Raw genomic sequence first — 18,016 nt, forward strand, 5'->3', positions numbered from 1 at the left:
TCCAATTATGTATATGTAATTTAATTTTTTTCTAGTTCAGTGAAATTCCATATACGTATTGACAAGAATGAAGTATAAAGTAACAGGGTTAAAAAAATTAGAACCACAAACAAAGTTGACTTGTATTTTGGTCAAAGAGTTATTTTTTCTGCCCAATGTTAATTAAATATTATCGGAGATATGACAACTTATGCCCAGTATACTCAAACGAACTGCTACACTTTCTCTAGCAGGTGCGATCGCATTAACTTTTACAGGTTGCGGAGAAAGCAAAGTAGCTCAATGTAACAAAGTTATTAAAGTTGCCAATCAGGCGGCGGTTTTAGGTCAAGAATTCGGTAAAGATCCCAAATCTGCAAAAGGTTCTCAAGGTCTAATTGAACTTTCTGGTAAGATAGACCAAATCAGTACAGAAATGAAAGGCTTGGCAATTCAAGATGAAGCATTAAAAGGTTTCCAAGGACGCTTTTTTAAACTCTATCAAGACATTAGTAAAAGTTTAAATGATACAGCCGCAGCTATAGATAAAAAGAACATACGAGATGCAAATCGCTTTTTAGTAACCTTACAAAAGAGCAGTGTTGAAGAAGGTGCCATAGTCAAGGAAATCAATACCTATTGCTCTGGTAAATAAACATTTTTTCCCAAATATGACCAAAAAGGGAACAGGGAACAGGTTTTTAGTACATCCTTTATTGATTGCCAAAAGCGGGTCAAGGTTTGGCTCACCACTTTAACCCGCTTTGGATGATAAATTTTACACCATCTCAGAAGAAGTTTGCACTGCTGGCTGAGGCTGAGGTTGGAACATGAACAGCGAGTAAACAACATCACGGCGGATGTTGACCATCATATCCAAGAACAACTCATAACCCTCACTCTTATACTCAATAAGCGGGTCTTTCTGTCCATAACCACGCAAGCCTACAGACTCACGCAAAGCATCCATTTGTTGGAGGTGTTCACGCCATAGGGTATCAATGCGTTGCAAGATGAAGAAACGTTCAGCTTGGCGCATCAGTCCGGGTTGAATTTGGTCAATTTGGGCTTCTTTGAGGTCGTAGGCAATTCTTACTTGTTCATGCAAGAAGGCTTTAATTTCACCTACTCCCATGTCTTCTAATTGACTGGCTTGCATATCAGACAGCAAATAGACGAACTCCTTAACTTTCTCCACCAACTTTTCTAATTCCCACTCTTCTGAGGGGAGATCGGCGTTAATGTAGTAGTCAACGATTTCGTCCATCGTTTTTTCGGCGTACTTAATCACCTGTTCTTTTAGGTCTTGCCCTTCCAACACCCGACGACGTTCGGCGTAGATGGCGCGACGTTGGTTATTCATTACCTCGTCGTACTCAAACACCTGTTTACGGATGTCGTAGTAGTAGGTTTCAACTTTTTTCTGTGCGCCTTCTAAGCTGCGGGTAAGCATGCCCGACTCAATGGGCATATCTTCCTCGACGTTGAAGGCTTCCATTAAACCGGCAACGCGATCGCCTCCAAAAATCCGCAGTAAGTTATCCTCTAAACTCAAGAAGAATCTGGTTGAACCAGGGTCTCCTTGTCGTCCGGCGCGTCCCCGTAACTGGTTATCAATCCGCCGTGATTCGTGGCGTTCAGTACCAATTACGTGCAGACCACCCAATTCTATAACTTCGTTATGCTCCTGCTCGGTAAATTCTTCGTATTCCTGCTTCACCCGTTTGTAAGCATCTCGTAATTTCTGAATTACCGGGTCATCAGTAGGGGCTTTTTCGGCGGCTACAGCTACCTTATCTTCTGCTTCTAGTTCTGCTAAACTACGCTCACCATACTCCCGCACGGCAGCATCTACAGCTTCTTTTAACAGCTGTTCTGCTTCTTTAGAGATTTGGGTGGGGAAAATTTCCGGGGAAGCCTTCCAAGTTTTGACTTTTTTGCCAGGAACGAAACCTTGACCGCCACCGTGTCCTGTGGGTAAACCCGCCGCCCTCTGTACGCCAAAAACGTCTTCATCGTCTGGTCTAACGATGCGTGGCATCAAGTATTCCCGCAGTTTCAGCCTGGCCATATATTCGGAGTTACCACCCAGGATGATGTCCGTACCACGTCCCGCCATGTTTGTGGCAATGGTAACAGCACCTTTACGTCCTGCCTGAGCGACAATTTCCGCTTCCCGTTCTACGTTTTCGGGTCTGGCGTTGAGTAATTCGTGGGGAATGCCTTGTGCTTTTAGTAGTTGACTGAGATATTCAGATTTTTCCACACTGGTAGTTCCCACGAGAACCGGTCTACCCTGTTGGTGCATTTCGGCACATTCACCAGCGATCGCGCGCCATTTGCCAGTCTCTTTCTTAAATACCAAGTCAGATAAATCTTGCCGTTTTCTGGTGCGGTTGGTAGGAATGATCGTGACTTCTAATTTGTAAATTTTTTCAAACTCGGCTTCTTCTGTTTTCGCCGTTCCCGTCATCCCCGCCAATTTGGGATACAACAAGAACAGGTTTTGATAAGTAATTGTTGCCAGCGTTTGGGTTTCTGGCTGAATATCTACCCGTTCTTTCGCTTCAATCGCTTGGTGCAAGCCATCACTCCAACGCCTTCCGGGTAACACCCGTCCAGTAAATTCATCAACAATTACCACTTCGCCATTACGGACGATGTAGTTGACATCCTTGACGAAAAGTTCTTTAGCTTTAATCGCATTAAATACAAAGTGCGCCCAAGGATCTTCCGGATCAAATAAATCTGTCACCCCCAAAAGCTGTTCTGCTTCCGCGAAACCTTCATCGGTTAACAGTACGTTACGAGCTTTTTCATCTACCTCATAATGCTCATCTTTTCGTAGAGTCAAGGCGATTTCCGCCGCTTGGAGATACTTTTCTGTCGGTCTTTCTACCTGACCTGAAATAATTAATGGTGTCCGCGCCTCATCAATTAAAATTGAGTCTACTTCGTCAATGACGCAATAGTTAAACGGACGCTGTACTACATCAGCCATTGATGTAGCCATGTTATCCCGCAGATAGTCAAAGCCTACTTCACTGTTAGTTACATAAGTGATATCGCAGTCATAATTTTTCTTGCGTTCACTGGGAGTCATGCTCGCCTGAATCAAACCCACACTTAAACCCAGAAAACGATGTACCTGTCCCATCCATTCCGCGTCCCGACGAGCCAGGTAATCGTTGACAGTGACTACGTGGACACCTTTACCAGTCAGGGCATTTAAGTAACTTGGTAAGGTAGCCACTAGGGTTTTACCTTCACCAGTTTTCATTTCGGCGATTTGTCCAGTATGTAGAATGACACCGCCCAACATCTGAACATCAAAATGCCGCAACCCTAAGACTCGTCTACCTGCCTCCCTCACTACAGCAAAGGCTTCTGGCAGGATATCGTCCAGAGTTTCGCCTTTGGCCAGTCTCTGTTTAAACTCTACTGTTTTGCCTTTTAAATCTTCATCGGCAAGAGCTTGAATCTCTTCCTCTAGAAGATTAATTTCTGTAATGTAGGGTTGGTATTTTTTCAGCTTACGAGCGTTGGGGTCGCCCAACAAGAGTTTTAGCATGGCAGATTCTGGAACTAAATTGAGAGGATGGGAATTAAAAGGGTTTGACTATTCTAATGATTATAAGAATTTAACCCAACCCAACCATTGTCAGTCATGGATGGGAATGAGAGGTAAAGTAACTCAAAAACAGCAAAAATGAGACTCAATCTATGAATTTAGATGATCCGTTTGATTTCGCAGTTTTAAATGGAAACTCTTTTAATAGTATCATTTCACCCCCAGATGAGGCAGCGATCGCCCACCATACTCAAGTAGCGATATCCGATGAGGGGGATGAGGGAGATGAGGGAGAATTTCTTCTTAATATCCAGTACCTAGTACCCAGTCCCCAGTACCCAGTCCCCAGTCCCCAGTCCCTAATTTTCCCACTCTGGACTGAGGCGACGAAAATTAAAGTCCTTAGCACTCGGATGACAACTGATACAACCACTGATCTGCACAGGGCGGGGTAAATCGACTTGGGGATGTAAAGCTTTAAAATAACGCGAATTATTCACTCGATAGGGTGTGTTTTCGTCTGGTAATTGGGAACGGGAGAAGGTGGAAAGATACCTCCATACAAGCATACGCGGTGGATCAATCAACGGTTTGAGGGTTACGCCGTAGTGCTGGGAGTCTTCTATCAGGTTTCTCCAGGTTTGGGTGGGTAATACCGCCGGTGGTAGGGCAATATGACAACCAGAACAATTTTCTAGATATAATTCTTGTCCTAGTTGGTGTTGTGCGGGTACTAGATCAATTGTGCCAATTTCTGCTGAGGGTGTGACACCTTGGGCGGTAGTTGCCAAAGCTAACAGCCAACCCATTACCAGACTCCAAGTTAAAATGATGAATATTAACCCCAAAGGCTTGCGGTTGAGTTTGCGGCTACGGGATTTGCGTTTAACCAGATTTGACATTCCTCACATTCCCAAATAAACATTTAGATGTGTCCTTGTTTTTTAGGCGATCCTAACACGCGCAAATCTCAGCAGGATAAGGAAACTAGCGTTTAAGGAATAGGTACTGCTCGCAATAATCGCTCCACTACACTTCTAGCATTACGCCCTCCTCTGGGAATCAGACGATGACAAAGTACATGAGGAGCTAAAAACTTGACATCATCGGGAATGGCATAATCACGCCCCAACAGAAAAGCTAAGGCTTGGGTGGCTTTTTGTAAGGCTACTGTCCCCCGTGGACTCACACCAAGGGTAATTTCTTCATCTTGGCGTGTTGTCCGCACTAATTCCAGAATGTATTGCTGTAAGGAAGTTTCTACTTGGACTTTTGAGCAGAGATGACGTAATTGTGCTACTTCTTCCAAAGTCATGCAAGGTTGTAATTCATCTACCTTGATACCCTGCTGGAGATTTTGCAGCATTTCTAATTCTTCATCAGCAGAGGGATAACCTAAGCTCAAGGACAGCATAAATCTATCCATTTGGGCTTCTGGTAGGGGAAAAGTACCTTGATATTCGATGGGGTTCTGGGTAGCAATCACAAAAAACGGTTGTGGTACTGGGCGGGAAACTCCATCAACTGTAACTTGATGTTCTTCCATCACTTCCAGTAAAGCTGACTGGGTGCGGGGTGTGGCGCGGTTGATTTCGTCGGCTAGCAAGACGTTAGCAAAAACCGGGCCGGGCAGAAAAGTAAATTCGCCGCTTTTGGGACTCCAGATGTTTGTGCCTGTGATATCTGTGGGGAGTAAGTCGGGTGTACATTGTAGCCGTTGAAATTTACCATCTAGTGAACGAGCTAAGGATTTAGCTAAAAGAGTTTTACCGACTCCTGGCACGTCTTCTAGGAGGGCGTGACCTCCACCTAACAACGCTACTAAAACTAAGCGTATGGCTTCATGTTTGCCAACGATGGTACGATTGAGGTTTTGGGTTAGAGCGTCAATTTTTTCTCTCATGCTCCACTGCTTGGGGGTTGGTGACTCGGCGATAAGAAACTGGAGCAGAGAATAACCTATGCCCTATTCCCCACTCCTCTATTTACAGTGTTCCCACTTAGCTGCTAAACAATTCACAATTCAAAATTACATTTCAAAATTTATAGCAGGAGGCAGGAGGCAGCCAGTAGGGTGCGTCAGATATCAACAATCTGTTTATTGGCAGCATTTAAGCAGTCTGACGCACCCTACAAGACAGATTTAATGTGACACTTGCGTAAGTCCTAATTCTGATAAAACTTCTTTGGCAATGGTGCAGTCTTGTTGAATTTGGTTTTTGAGGGCTTCTAGGGATGAAAATTTTTGTTCTGGGCGCAAAAATTCTACTAACTCTACAGCTAGTTTCTTACTGTATAAATCACCCGACCAATTGAAAAGATGTACTTCTATAGAAAAATTAGTACCGTTGACTGTCGGACGATTACCAATATTCATCACTCCCAACAGTTCACTAGATGTATTATCTGCTGATATCTCGTTGAGCAGGTTGACACGGACTGCATACACTCCTTGACGGGGGATAAATTTGTCTTTGGGGAGTTCTAAGTTAGCTGTGGGAAAGCCTATGGTTCTACCTAGTTGTTCACCTTTGACTACCGTACCAATCAGGGTGTAAGGTCGTCCTAAGCATCGGTTAGCGTTTTTGATATCTCCGATTTCTAAGTGTTGGCGGATCAGTGAAGTGCTAATAGGAGCAGTAGAGTGAGTTTGATCTGATAAAGGTGCTGTCGTAGTTTGTAAAGTTACTATAGTCACAGGTATATGATACTTGGCGGCGATCGCCTGCAAATCTTTGGCAGTTCCTCGGCGTTCTTTGCCAAAACAAAAGTCTTGTCCGACGCTGATTTTCTGACAGCGTAGTTGCTGTACTAAAATTTTTTGGACAAATTCTTCAGGAGTCAACGCGGCTAATTCTCTGTCGAAGGGTAGCAAAACTAATTGTTCTACCCCAAGCGATCGCAATTGTTGTACTTTTTCATCTAATGGTGTTAACCATGTCCGGGGTTGCCCGGTAAAAAACTCCTGCGGGTGGGGATTAAAGGTGACAACTGTCGAGTATATCCGTTCTTGTGGGGTTGGTGGCGTGGTGAGTTCATGGGGTGAGTGTGCTGATAAATTTTCCCCATCTCTTAATCCTGACTGCAAAACTGGTTGAATGACTCTGTGATGGCCAAGATGGACACCATCAAATTTGCCAAGAGCAACAGCAGTTGGTGTTAGCAGCCCTTCAGTTGCATTTGCAGAAGCCACCCACACAGAACACCCTTTTTGAGACAAATTTAGCACTGAGATTCTGGGATTTGAGGTTTATTGACAACAGGCAGGAAGCAGAGGGCAGTTATGCTGAAGGCTGCATCTGCTGACAATTTTCGAGAGCAAGAGTTTAAGACACCTAGTCATCAAGAGGCTCCAATTCAGATGCGTTTTCAAAAGTTTGAAAACGTTCCTTCTGCCTCCTGCCTCCTACCTCCTGCCTTCTTCAAATTTAATCTAAAATCTCCCATGACTTTGACTGTCACGGTTAATCGGAAATATGACTGACAGGCAAAGATTCTGATAAGGGGCGTGATACAGGAATATGAAGTACCATTCCTTCCCGTGCCATGACAGCACCAGGAAATTGAGCAATGGCTTCTGCTCCCACATTATCTAAAAAATCATCATCATGGGCTGGATCATGATGAAATATTACCAGTGTCTTGACATTAGCTGCTTTCGCTATTTTCACGGCTTCTTGCCATGTAGAATGTCCCCAGCCGATTTTCGGTGATCTAGGGGAATAGTATTCGTCATCAGTATAGGTAGAATCGTAAATTAAAATATCCGCATTCCGTGCCAGCCACAGCACATTTTCATCTAATCTATCGGGAAAATGTTCTGTGTCGGTAATGTAAACCGCCGCCCCATTACACCAATTCACTCGATATCCTACCGCCTCCCCAGGATGGTTGAGTGATGCCGTTTCTACGGTAATGCCACCATCAATATATATTGGTTGCCCTGGGTGAACGTTGTGGAAATGCAAGTTAGCTTGCATGATCTGCAAGGGTACGGGAAAATTTGGATGCAGCATCTGATCATTCAGACGCTGTTCTACTGTAGAACCATCAGGAGCGATCGCACCATAAATATAAAAGTTATTCCCTTTCACAAATCCGGGGACAAAAAAGGGAAATCCCTGTATATGATCCCAATGGGAATGAGTGAAAAATAGATAAGCTTCTATTGGCATTTGGCGCAATAACGATTGCCCCAAAACGTGCAGCCCTGTACCACCATCAAAAATTAAGCGTTTACCACCCACTTGCATGGAGATGCAAGGAGTGTTACCACCATAACGGACTGTGTGTGTCCCTGGACTGGGAATGCTGCCGCGAACACCCCAAAATTGTACGCTAAATTGGTTCTCTATCCTAGACATGGGCATTATTTGCTGGACTGAGCGGGCAATCAATAACAAAAGTTTGTGTTGTCTTGTTAAATTTATGCTGTTTTACTGTATGTGATAGAGAAAAAGGTGAATGGTAAAACAGCACACCTTGTTGAAGGTAGCTTATGTCAACTAACTGAGTGAATGCTAGGCATTTACTTTATTATTCCCAAAATATTTGTATAAGTAATATCAACAACGCTCCTAATTTATAGCCTATATTTGGCTGTGTTGCATTTTACTGACTCAAATGGATTGGGTATTGGCAACAGCAACGAATAAACATACCAGGAAATCCGATTTACCCTCAAATTCTTTAAGAAAAATTCCACTCCCAGTCAAATAATTTATCTAATCCGGTGGCATAAGTCAGGTTGTATTGCAATGGCGTAATGCTAATATAGTTATCCCGAATCACATTTACATCAATGGGTATGTTTTGCGGTAAATGTAACCCGGCTGGCGGTTCGACATCTTCTAAAACTTCCCCAGTTAACCAGTAGTAGGTTTTACCACGCGGATCAATGCGTTTGTCAAAAACGTCTACATAACGCCGTACTCCTTGACGGGTAAGTTTGACACCGGCAATTTCTTCGGCTTTCACCGCCGGAATGTTAATGTTGAGCAACATCAAATCGGGAATCGGTTTGTGAGATATTTGCTCGACTAGGGTTGTGGCAAACTCCGCCGCCGGTTGAAAATTTTTTTCAGTGTGGCTGGTTAGGCTCAGTGCGATGCTGGGGATGCCTTCAATCATGCCTTCCATAGCCGCAGACACCGTACCAGAATAGAGGATTTCTGTCCCCAAGTTGGCACCTTGATTAATGCCAGAGAGAACCAAATCCGGGGGCGATTCTAATAAAGCCCACAGTGCCAGTTTTACACAGTCGGAGGGAGTCCCATCACAAGCCCAAGCTTTGACGGCAGGATGAAAAATCGATTCGACAATTTCGGCGCGAATCGGTTGGTGTAAAGTCAGTCCGTGGCCAGTTGCCGATCGCTCTCGGTCAGGGCAAACTACGGTAACATCATGGCCTGCTGCTGCTAAACAGTTGGCGAGGGTACGGATACCTAACGCGGAAATGCCGTCATCGTTGCTAATTAGTAGTTTCATAGTCAATTAACACAGGGAATGGGGAGTAGGGAGTGGGCAGAACAATCACCTATCTATCTAATCACGTTAAACTGGTAAAAAGACGTATGGTTTTAACTCCTGTCGTTGATGAATTAATGGCATACTACTAAAGTTATTTGTCGAATAGTCCAAAAATATGGACTATTGACTATGGACTATTGACTATTAACTCAATGACTAGCAACTTAGAAGCTCAACTTTTAGCATTGCGCCAAGAGGGAGAACAAGCGATCGCCGCCGCCGATAGCCTAGAACGTCTGGAGGAACTCAGAGTTAACTATCTGGGGAAAAAAGGCCAGCTAGGTGCGCTGTTGCGAAGTATGGGGCAGATGAGTGCGGAAGAAAGACCTAAAATTGGTGCGATCGCTAATACCGTCAAGGAAGCCCTACAAGCCAGTTTAGACCAGCAAAAGGCTGCTTTAGAAGCGGCTCAAATTCAAGCACAACTAGAAGCAGAAACTCTAGATGTGACGATGCCCGGCATCTACCGTCCCCAAGGTCGCATTCATCCTTTAAATGGTATAATTGACAAAGCATTAGATATCTTTGTCGGCATGGGTTACACCGTGGCGCAAGGGCCAGAAATGGAGACAGATTACTACAATTTCGAGGCTCTGAACACTCCACCCGATCACCCAGCCCGTGATATGCAGGATACTTTCTACCTGCCTGACGGTAATCTTTTACGTACTCATACTTCATCAGTCCAAATTCGCTACATGGAAAAGGAAGAACCACCCATCCGGGTTGTTGCTCCAGGGCGAGTTTATCGGCGTGATAATGTTGATGCCACTCACTCGGCAGTTTTCCATCAAATCGAGTTGTTAGCCATTGATGAGGGATTGACTTTTACAGACCTCAAAGGCACTATCAAAGTATTTTTACAAGCAATGTTTGGTGATTTGCCCATTCGCTTCCGTGCCAGTTATTTCCCATTCACTGAACCTTCTGCTGAGGTAGATTTACAGTGGAATGGGCGTTGGTTAGAAGTCATGGGTTGCGGTATGGTAGATCCGAATGTGATGAAATCTGTGGGTTATGATCCAGAAATTTACACCGGGTTTGCTGCTGGTTTTGGTGTAGAACGTTTTGCAATGGTATTACACCAAATAGATGATATTCGCCGCTTGTATGCCAGCGATTTCAGGTTTTTAAGCCAGTTTTAGGTATACGGCAACCAAACACGTAGAGACGTTGCATGCAACGTCTCTACACTATTGTCTAATTAGCCGAAAACTGCTGTAATATTTATTGTTAAATCAATACAATGTATCGATTTGTAATATTTGGTAATTCCGGGTCAGGAAAAAGCACCTTAGCACATCAATTAGCAGAAAAATTCAGTATTCCAGTTCTTGATCTAGATACTATTGCATGGGAAGCAAATCAAATTGCTGTCCGCCGTTCTCATGCAGATGCAGCAAAAGATTTACTAAATTTTATCAACAATAATCATTCTTGGGTCATTGAAGGTTGTTATAGTAGCCTCATCGAAATTGCTCTAAAATTCGCCAGTGAAATTTATTTCCTCAATCCTGGTATTGATAAATGTTTAGAAAACAACCGTAACCGCCCTTGGGAACGTCATAAATTTACATCACCGGAAGAACAGGCGGCAACTTTTGAGTTTCTCCAAAATTGGATTCAAGAATATGAAACTCGTGATGATGAATTTGGTTATTCATCTCATCGCGCATTATTTGAGCAATTTAATGGCAAAAAGCAAGAAATTACTGGATAAGTCAATTTCGACAATTATCACAATGTCCACAACGCCAGTTAGTGGCTTCTTTATCAAAACCAAAAGCATTTAATAAAAACTGCCAACGACATTGTTTAGTAGTTAAATATTGCGTCATTTGTTGAGCAGCTTGTAATTGCGTTGGCGGTTGATGTTTGGCTTTGTGTTCTATTTTGTAATGGAAAGGGTCAAGCCAAGTTAATTGTCCGGTACTATGAAGTAAAGCTAAAGCTACTGCACTATCAGGAAATTGTTTGGTAATGGCGTTAACTTCTCCCTGCTGTGGTAGTTTTTTGATTAACTGCTGGGCTTTTTGTTGCTGCGATCGCATTTGGTCTTGAAAAAATTGCTGTCTTTGTTTATCATCTGGATCTAACCACCCGGTAGGCTCACTCACCAATGTTAAAGCCTCGGCTGGTTTACCATCCCTACCAGCGCGCCCAATTTCCTGCACATATTCAGATAACAGGTGCGGTGCGTGATAATGTATAACCCATCTCACATTAGGCTTGTTAATTCCCATCCCAAAGGCACAGGTACACACCACAAAGGGAATTTTACCACCCAACCAACTGGCTTCCACAGCCCGGCGTTCTGTTGCACCTAAACCGGCGTGATAGCTGGCGGTTTTGTAACCCATCTGTGTTAACCAAGCGGCTAAACTTTCACTATCTCGCCTGGTACGAACATAAATCAATCCGGCTTGTTGTGGTCGATTTTGAATAAATTTGATTAATTGCTGTTTCCTACCCCTTGGTGTCCATGCGATGCGGACGGTAGGATGCAAATTAGGACGGTAAGGATTCAGGCGAAAAATCTCTGTTTGTTGTAATTGTAAAACAGTTTGAATAGTTTTCTGCGCTAGGGGGTCAGCCGTAGCAGTAAAGGCTGCAATACTAATTTTAGTCCCCGGTGGTTTATGTTTGAGTAATGCCGGTCTAACTGCGCCTAGTCTGCGGTAAGTTGGACGAAATGTTTCTCCCCACTGTACTAGACAATGGGCTTCATCCAAAATCAAGCCATTAATTTGCAATTGCGGCTGAGTTAATCTTTCCCAAACTGGTGGACTTAATAAAGTTTCTGGTGATAAATAGAGTAATCTTAGCTGTTGTTTTTCTAAAGCTTGCAAAGTTGCACGGCGTTGAAATGATGGTAATTCACTATGCAAGAGTGCGGCTTTTTGCTGACGTTGCAGTAGTTCCTGCACTTGATTTTCCATCAATGCTACTAATGGGGATATTACCAAAGTCAACCCGGTTTGTAGGAGTGCTGGAAGTTGAAAACAAATTGATTTACCGCCCCCTGTGGGCATAATTATCAGTGCATCTTGTTGTGATAATAAACTGTTGACGATTTCCCCTTGTGGCGGACGGAAATCTTCATAACCCCAGATTTTTTGAAAAGCCGCGCGGACTTCTTGCCAAGATTTTTGATGATGATAATTCATGAATGGTAGTAGATGCCTTGATTTTGACCGTGTGCATAAACATCAATCCTGTTCTCTATTGCTACCTTTTGCTGCTTCTAGCCGTTGGCGAATTGCTGCTTGAATTTTTTCATCAAAATTAGGATCATCTGGTCTAGCAATGATTTTGTGGGGTTGCTGATTAAGTCTATCTAGATATGCCTGAAAAGCAGCTTTATCTTGACGGTTTCTGAGAAAGTATTGCTTCAATTCTGCATCTGACATTGCACTGTAATTAACTTGACTCATCAAAATACCTCTCCATTAGGTAATATTTGAAACTCAAGCTCTTCGTTTTGTCCAGCTAGGATATAAATGTTCAGAGTTCGGTTATCTAAGCATATCAGATGTATTGGCTGGAGCATAATATACGTCAATTGATAGCAAACACGATATAAACTCTGTAATTGAGCCTCAGTAGCCACTTCGATCAACCTACCTGCTGTCTATTCTCATATCTTAGGGCAAGGCTGAAGTAGAAAAAATACTTACAACAACCTTGGCCTAAAACTTCTACACTGTCTCTACAGCAACTTCTTGAGGTTTCTCTTGTGTTTGCAAAGCTGCATATAAACGATTGAGGGCGTTAACGTAAGCTTGCGCGGAAGCTACAATGATATCTGTGTTGGCTGCACGACCGGAAAATACTCTCGATTCATGTCTTAGGCGGATAGTCACTTCACCAATGGCATCTATTCCGGCGGTTACTGACTGCACAGAAAACTCAATCAACTGGTTAGGCACGTTTACGACACGGTTAATTGCTTTGTAAACTGCGTCTACTGGCCCTGTTCCGATGGCTGCGTCGGTGAGTTCTTCGCCTGTGGGGGTGCGGAGGGTAACTGTAGCTGTAGGGCGGGCATTACTACCGCAGGAAATCTGTACCAATTCTACCCGGAATAAGTCGGGTGCTTGTTGGATTTCGTCGTTAACAATGGCTTCTAAGTCCCAGTCAGAAATTTCTTTCTTTTTGTCGGCTACTTCTTTAAATCTGACAAAGGCTTTATTGAGTTCGGTTTCTGAGAGTTCAAAGCCTAATTCTTTTAGCCGGGTGCGGAAGGCATTACGCCCAGAATGTTTACCCAATACTATTTGATTGTCTGTTAAGCCAATCAATTGGGCATCCATAATTTCATAGGTGAGTTTATTTTTCAAAACTCCATCTTGGTGAATTCCTGACTCGTGGGCAAAGGCGTTTGCACCGACAATTGCTTTGTTAGGCTGGACTAACATTCCCGTTAAGTTGGAAACGAGGCGGGATGTTTTGTAAATTTGTTTGGTGTCAATATTGGTGAGTGGTTCTTCGGAATTTTCGGGTCTACCCAAGAAGGGGTTAAAATATTGTCGCCGGACGTGTAACGCCATGACTAATTCTTCTAGGGCGGCGTTTCCTGCCCGTTCACCGATGCCGTTGATGGTGCATTCTAATTGTCTAGCACCATTTTTGACGGCTTCTAGGAAGTTAGCAACTGCCAAGCCTAAATCATTATGTCCGTGAACAGAAATAATGGCTTGGTCGATGTTGGGGACATTTTCTTTAATCCCCTGAATTAATGCCCCGAATTCGTTGGGTGTGGTGTAACCAACTGTATCGGGAATGTTAACTGTTGTTGCGCCGGCGGCGATCGCCCGTTCTAAAACTTGGTATAAGAATTCTGGATCAGAACGTCCGGCATCTTCTGGGGAAAATTCGACATCGTTGGTGAAACTCTTGGCATAGGCTACCATTTCTTCGGCGATCGCCAACACTTCTGCTCTAGTTTTTTTAAGTTTATATTGCAGGTGAATGTCAGAAGTGGCAATAAAGGTATGAATTCTGCCTTTAGCGGCGGGTTTAATGGCGGTGGCGGCGGCTTTAATATCATCGTGTCTCGCCCTAGCCAAACTACAAATTACCGGGCCGTTTTCTGTGCCGACAGTTTGAGCAATTTTGCTGACTGCTTCAAAGTCGCCGGGACTAGCAAAGGCAAACCCGGCTTCGATGATATCAACTCCCAACCGTGCCAATTGTTTGGCGATCGCTAACTTTTCGTCTATATTTAACGTTGCGCCTGGACACTGTTCGCCATCGCGAAGTGTCGTATCAAATATGATGATTCTCTCTGGTTTATTTGTCATTGCGACTCTTGGCTTTAGTTTTACTTTTAATATCGCTTACATTAGTGGTTTTAGGTTTAATTTTGTAAATATTTGCAAAGGACATTAAGCTTCTGTTTTCTCTATTTGGTCTCTAATATCATTTAAGTCTATATATCTATCTGTGGCATTGCGTAATTCTCTGGCAATCATTCCTTCCGTTGAAACTACGGTAATATGTGTATTTTTGGAACGTAATAGTTCAATTGCCCGTTCAAAATCTCCATCACCACTAAATAAAACTACTCGGTCATACTGATCAACCGTGTTAAACATATCTACAACGATTTCAATATCTAAATTAGCTTTCTGTGAATAACGCCCTGACGAATCATCATAATATTCTTTGAGGATTTTCGTTCTGACTGTATATCCTAAGCTAATTAGCGCATCTCTAAATCCTCGTTGATCCTGTGGGTCTTTTAAGCCTGTATACCAAAAGGCATTAATTAATGTTGTGTCGCATTGTTCATGTTTGAAGTATTCTAAAACTCTTCTGGGATCAAAAAACCACCCATTTTTTTGTTGAGCATAGAACATATTATTTCCGTCTACAAAAATAGACAGACGATTCATTGGAGAACCCATAGAAAAATACACCTAAAAATAGTAAAGAAATTAGAGTGAACAATAGATTATAGCAATTATCAATTGACAAATTGGCTAATATCTCAAGCTTAGGTTGTCATGTATAGCTTTTATCTTACCTCTTTCACAGGTAAAAATTAGCTGCCAGATATGAATTTATCTGTGGGGTGTTAAACATTTTCACCACCCACACTATCCAAGACACCCTGTAATCAAAATCTACCAATAAAATTGACTCCTTAACAGGATGATTTACGCTTGAGGCATCAAGTTTACTTCTAAAGAGGTAAGGCATAGGTCTTAGGATAGGATAGGGACTATATAAATTGTGCATTTAACAAGATTTGCATAACTGTCAATCTATCAACCACTCGTCAAGCACAAACAGGATCTGTGAGTTGCAGAGAGTGTAATCTAGCCAGCATCAAACACAGAGTCGGTGAATTCCGCCTCTAGTTCATCAGGCATAATCACTACTGGCATCTCACAGAGAGAGGAAGTTAGACAGTGTTTGGGGTAAAAGCTGCCTCAGTCGAGATTTACTCAAGCGTTGATGAATAATAACTGTTTTATTCCGAATGTATAAGTTGCTCATTTAAGTCTGATTTCAATATGGTTGTAGTATAAATGGAAGTGAATAAATCAAACAATTGTACGTAAACTAATTAATTATTAACACGATATGGCAGAAGAACCTAGATCAACCTCCGATAAAAAATATGTATCTACTGCCAATATAGCGTCAAATAAACCAACAAAACCAACACTGACAGCCTCATCCCGCCAGCCGCAGCGTGTGCTTGGCTTTGGTAATGTACTCGCCTTTGCGTTTGCAATTGGGGCAGCATTACTGACCACTTCTAGCATAACTGAGACTAAATGGCTAGAAAATCAAGCCCTGTCTGCATTTTTTCACCTGCGGGGTGCGCTGGTGCCTCCAGAAGATATTGTCATTTTAGCAATTGATGATCAATCCATATCAGTACCCGAACAATACTATAAAACAAATCCGCAAAAGTATGCCTACCTGGAACCACTGAGAGCATTCCCGTTTAAAAGGGCGGCTTATGCCCAGGTAATTGACAAACTGATGCAAGCTGGGGCGCGGGCTGTGGCTTTGGATGTGGTGTTTGATACTCCTGGTAGTTATGGTGCAGAGGACGATCGCCAACTGCAAGCGGCTTTGCAAAAATATGGTAGTAAAGTCACCCTCGCCGCGCAGTATGACATCTTTGCATCTCACCAAGGCGTATTCACACAGTTGAGATTACCATTAGAAAAATTTCAAGCCCCTCCAGTGTCTATCGGGACTGTAAATTTTCCTATAGAAGTAGATGGTAAGGTGCATCGGTTAGCTAATGAGTTCACCAAGCAGTTAGCCATAGATGATGTTCTCACAGATAAAATCCCTGCGTTTGAGCAAGCGGTGTTAGGTGCAGCCCAAGTTAATTATCCCCAACCGCAAGGCGATCGCATCCACTTCTGGGGGGCAGCTGGCACATTTGAAACGATTCCTTTATGGTATGTCCTCGACCCGCAAAACTGGAACTATTATTTACAGCAGGGTCGGGTATTTCGGGATAAAATTGTCTTGGTGGGAGCTACAGCCCAGTTAGCCAATGATTATCATCCTGTTCCCGTGGGGAGAAATTGGTTGTCTCTTGAACGGATGTCAGGGGTAGAAATTCACGCCAATGCGATCGCCACTTTGTTAACCGGAAAAGCGATCGCGCCAGCAATTAACAGTCCTTTACTGCAAGGTTTATTTGTGCTGGGATTGGTTGGCGGTACATCATTAATTATTAGCAACAGCAAAAGCGGAATTAAAAGATTTATCTTGTGTATGGCTGTGGCTGGGGTTTGGGGAGTGATTAGCTATATAATTTTGACTGAGAGACAGTTAGTTTTACCGACAGCAGTACCAATACTAGCGATCGCATTTACTGGCACATCTTATCTAGCAACGGAAGTAGCCAGGGAAAAAATCAGAACACGCCAAATAGTCGAGATTTTTCAGAAATATAAAACTTCCCCCGTTGTCCAAGAGATTATCAGCCAACAACAGGACTTGCAAGACCTACTACAACAACGAGATTTAGCCGTAGCCGGGAACATTCTGGGCGGACGCTATAAAATAGTCAAAGTTCTCAGTTGTGGTGGATTTAGCGAAACCTACATTGCCGAAGACATACAACGCCCTGGTAATCCCCAATGTGTCGTCAAGCAACTCAAACCAGCCAACAGCGAAGCCAAGGGATTAGAACTAGCTAGACGTTTATTTGCCACAGAAGCCCAAACCTTAGAGAAATTGGGAATACATCCGCAAATTCCCCAGTTATTGGCTTATTTTGAACAAAACGCAGAATTTTATTTAGTACAAGAATATATTATTGGGCATCCTCTCAACCAGGAATTACCATCAGGTGAAACCACATCAGAGATAAAAGTTATTAAACTTGTCAAGCAATTATTACAAATATTAATCTTCGTCCATGAAAATAGTGTAATTCACCGGGATATTAAACCCAGCAACATCATCCGGCGACACTCAGATAATAAATTAGTATTGATTGACTTTGGTGCAGTCAAAGAAATTTCCTTACCACAACTAGAAAATCAAGAGCAAATTCCCTTTACTATTGGGATTGGGACGAGAGGATATGCACCTAACGAACAATGTTTTGGTCGTCCGCAATATAACAGTGATATCTATGCAGTGGGGATGATAGGGATTAAAGCCTTAACAGGTATCGCACCCCACGATATACCAAGAGACTCTTTTGATGAATTGAAATGGATAGATAAAGCTATAGTAAGTCAAGGTTTCGCGCAGATTCTCAGTAAAATGGTGCGGGATGATTACAAACAGCGATATCAGTCAGCGTTAGAAGTATTAACAGCAATTGATGAATTAGAACATACGCCCATGCAGAATTCCATCCCCCCAACTTACCCAGCAATGAAGACATTCAAATCTTCAGATGATTCTGACTCACCCACCGCACCCTGGCCGAAAAAGTTCTAAACC

The 18,016-nt window shown here is 43.0% G+C and carries 15 protein-coding genes; 4 read left to right on the top strand and 11 right to left on the bottom strand.

Annotated features, from left to right (window positions below; genetic code table 11):
* The first annotated feature begins 190 nt into the window (after nucleotides 1-190).
* On the top strand, nucleotides 191-634 hold the full coding sequence (locus AACS98_RS01920) for a hypothetical protein (RefSeq protein ID WP_066375667.1): 444 nt from the start codon (nucleotides 191-193) through the stop codon (nucleotides 632-634).
* Between the two features lie 123 nt (nucleotides 635-757).
* Here the strand turns inward: AACS98_RS01920 and secA are convergent, their stop codons facing one another.
* From secA to surE, 6 genes are all read right to left on the bottom strand, one after another.
* Nucleotides 758-3,550, bottom strand: a complete 2,793-nt coding sequence (gene secA, locus AACS98_RS01925; protein WP_066375671.1) for a preprotein translocase subunit SecA — start codon at nucleotides 3,548-3,550, stop codon at nucleotides 758-760.
* A gap of 359 nt (nucleotides 3,551-3,909) precedes the next feature.
* Nucleotides 3,910-4,452 (bottom strand): diheme cytochrome c, encoded by a 543-nt coding sequence (locus tag AACS98_RS01930; protein ID WP_066375674.1) that lies wholly within the window; start codon nucleotides 4,450-4,452, stop codon nucleotides 3,910-3,912.
* A 92-nt stretch (nucleotides 4,453-4,544) separates the two neighbouring features.
* Nucleotides 4,545-5,453 carry an AAA family ATPase gene (locus AACS98_RS01935; protein ID WP_066375680.1) on the bottom strand — a complete coding sequence of 303 codons (909 nt, stop codon included), beginning with the start codon at nucleotides 5,451-5,453 and terminating at the stop codon, nucleotides 4,545-4,547.
* 240 nt (nucleotides 5,454-5,693) lie between these two features.
* Entirely contained in the window at nucleotides 5,694-6,749 is a 1,056-nt protein-coding gene (locus AACS98_RS01940; protein ID WP_231867036.1) for a bifunctional riboflavin kinase/FAD synthetase, read from the bottom strand.
* Nucleotides 6,750-7,014: 265 nt separating this feature from the next.
* A complete protein-coding gene (locus tag AACS98_RS01945; RefSeq protein WP_066375686.1) occupies nucleotides 7,015-7,914 on the bottom strand; it encodes an MBL fold metallo-hydrolase in 900 nt (299 codons plus the stop codon).
* 325 nt (nucleotides 7,915-8,239) lie between these two features.
* Nucleotides 8,240-9,037 (bottom strand): 5'/3'-nucleotidase SurE, encoded by a 798-nt coding sequence (surE, locus tag AACS98_RS01950; protein ID WP_066375688.1) that lies wholly within the window; start codon nucleotides 9,035-9,037, stop codon nucleotides 8,240-8,242.
* A 194-nt stretch (nucleotides 9,038-9,231) separates the two neighbouring features.
* Here surE and pheS point away from each other — a divergent pair, with 194 nt between their 5' ends.
* Complete coding sequence (pheS, locus tag AACS98_RS01955) at nucleotides 9,232-10,224, top strand: phenylalanine--tRNA ligase subunit alpha (RefSeq protein ID WP_066375691.1); 993 nt, start codon at nucleotides 9,232-9,234, stop codon at nucleotides 10,222-10,224.
* 101 nt (nucleotides 10,225-10,325) lie between these two features.
* On the top strand, nucleotides 10,326-10,799 hold the full coding sequence (locus AACS98_RS01960) for a shikimate kinase (protein WP_066375694.1): 474 nt from the start codon (nucleotides 10,326-10,328) through the stop codon (nucleotides 10,797-10,799).
* Nucleotide 10,800: 1 nt separating this feature from the next.
* Here the strand turns inward: AACS98_RS01960 and AACS98_RS01965 are convergent, their stop codons facing one another.
* The 5 genes from AACS98_RS01965 to AACS98_RS01980 all read right to left on the bottom strand — a co-directional run bounded on the left by AACS98_RS01965 (nucleotide 10,801) and on the right by AACS98_RS01980 (nucleotide 14,988).
* On the bottom strand, nucleotides 10,801-12,246 hold the full coding sequence (locus AACS98_RS01965; RefSeq protein ID WP_066375697.1) for a RecQ family ATP-dependent DNA helicase: 1,446 nt from the start codon (nucleotides 12,244-12,246) through the stop codon (nucleotides 10,801-10,803).
* A 42-nt stretch (nucleotides 12,247-12,288) separates the two neighbouring features.
* Complete coding sequence (locus AACS98_RS01970; RefSeq protein WP_066375699.1) at nucleotides 12,289-12,513, bottom strand: DUF6887 family protein; 225 nt, start codon at nucleotides 12,511-12,513, stop codon at nucleotides 12,289-12,291.
* Entirely contained in the window at nucleotides 12,513-12,689 is a 177-nt protein-coding gene (locus AACS98_RS23560) for a DUF6888 family protein (protein ID WP_445206780.1), read from the bottom strand. The genes AACS98_RS01970 and AACS98_RS23560 overlap by 1 nt, the downstream gene beginning before the upstream one ends.
* A gap of 88 nt (nucleotides 12,690-12,777) precedes the next feature.
* Nucleotides 12,778-14,382, bottom strand: a complete 1,605-nt coding sequence (locus AACS98_RS01975) for a 2-isopropylmalate synthase (RefSeq protein ID WP_066375702.1) — start codon at nucleotides 14,380-14,382, stop codon at nucleotides 12,778-12,780.
* Nucleotides 14,383-14,466: 84 nt separating this feature from the next.
* Complete coding sequence (locus tag AACS98_RS01980; protein ID WP_066375705.1) at nucleotides 14,467-14,988, bottom strand: LabA-like NYN domain-containing protein; 522 nt, start codon at nucleotides 14,986-14,988, stop codon at nucleotides 14,467-14,469.
* Between the two features lie 682 nt (nucleotides 14,989-15,670).
* Between AACS98_RS01980 and AACS98_RS01985 the strand changes: the two genes are divergently transcribed.
* Nucleotides 15,671-18,013 (top strand): CHASE2 domain-containing serine/threonine-protein kinase, encoded by a 2,343-nt coding sequence (locus tag AACS98_RS01985; protein ID WP_066375708.1) that lies wholly within the window; start codon nucleotides 15,671-15,673, stop codon nucleotides 18,011-18,013.
* Nucleotides 18,014-18,016 lie beyond the last annotated feature (3 nt).

The sequence above is a fragment of the Anabaena sp. CA = ATCC 33047 genome (assembly GCF_963870205.1).
Classification (GTDB): domain Bacteria; phylum Cyanobacteriota; class Cyanobacteriia; order Cyanobacteriales; family Nostocaceae; genus Trichormus.

Coding starts and splice junctions, on each gene's coding strand:
- AACS98_RS01920 (WP_066375667.1), top strand. CDS start 191: ATGCCCAGTATACTCAAACGAACTGCTACACTTTCTCTAGCAGGTGCG.
- secA (WP_066375671.1), bottom strand. CDS start 3,550: ATGCTAAAACTCTTGTTGGGCGACCCCAACGCTCGTAAGCTGAAAAAA.
- AACS98_RS01930 (WP_066375674.1), bottom strand. CDS start 4,452: ATGTCAAATCTGGTTAAACGCAAATCCCGTAGCCGCAAACTCAACCGC.
- AACS98_RS01935 (WP_066375680.1), bottom strand. CDS start 5,453: ATGAGAGAAAAAATTGACGCTCTAACCCAAAACCTCAATCGTACCATC.
- AACS98_RS01945 (WP_066375686.1), bottom strand. CDS start 7,914: ATGTCTAGGATAGAGAACCAATTTAGCGTACAATTTTGGGGTGTTCGC.
- surE (WP_066375688.1), bottom strand. CDS start 9,037: ATGAAACTACTAATTAGCAACGATGACGGCATTTCCGCGTTAGGTATC.
- pheS (WP_066375691.1), top strand. CDS start 9,232: ATGACTAGCAACTTAGAAGCTCAACTTTTAGCATTGCGCCAAGAGGGA.
- AACS98_RS01960 (WP_066375694.1), top strand. CDS start 10,326: ATGTATCGATTTGTAATATTTGGTAATTCCGGGTCAGGAAAAAGCACC.
- AACS98_RS01965 (WP_066375697.1), bottom strand. CDS start 12,246: ATGAATTATCATCATCAAAAATCTTGGCAAGAAGTCCGCGCGGCTTTT.
- AACS98_RS01970 (WP_066375699.1), bottom strand. CDS start 12,513: ATGAGTCAAGTTAATTACAGTGCAATGTCAGATGCAGAATTGAAGCAA.
- AACS98_RS01975 (WP_066375702.1), bottom strand. CDS start 14,382: ATGACAAATAAACCAGAGAGAATCATCATATTTGATACGACACTTCGC.
- AACS98_RS01980 (WP_066375705.1), bottom strand. CDS start 14,988: ATGGGTTCTCCAATGAATCGTCTGTCTATTTTTGTAGACGGAAATAAT.
- AACS98_RS01985 (WP_066375708.1), top strand. CDS start 15,671: ATGGCAGAAGAACCTAGATCAACCTCCGATAAAAAATATGTATCTACT.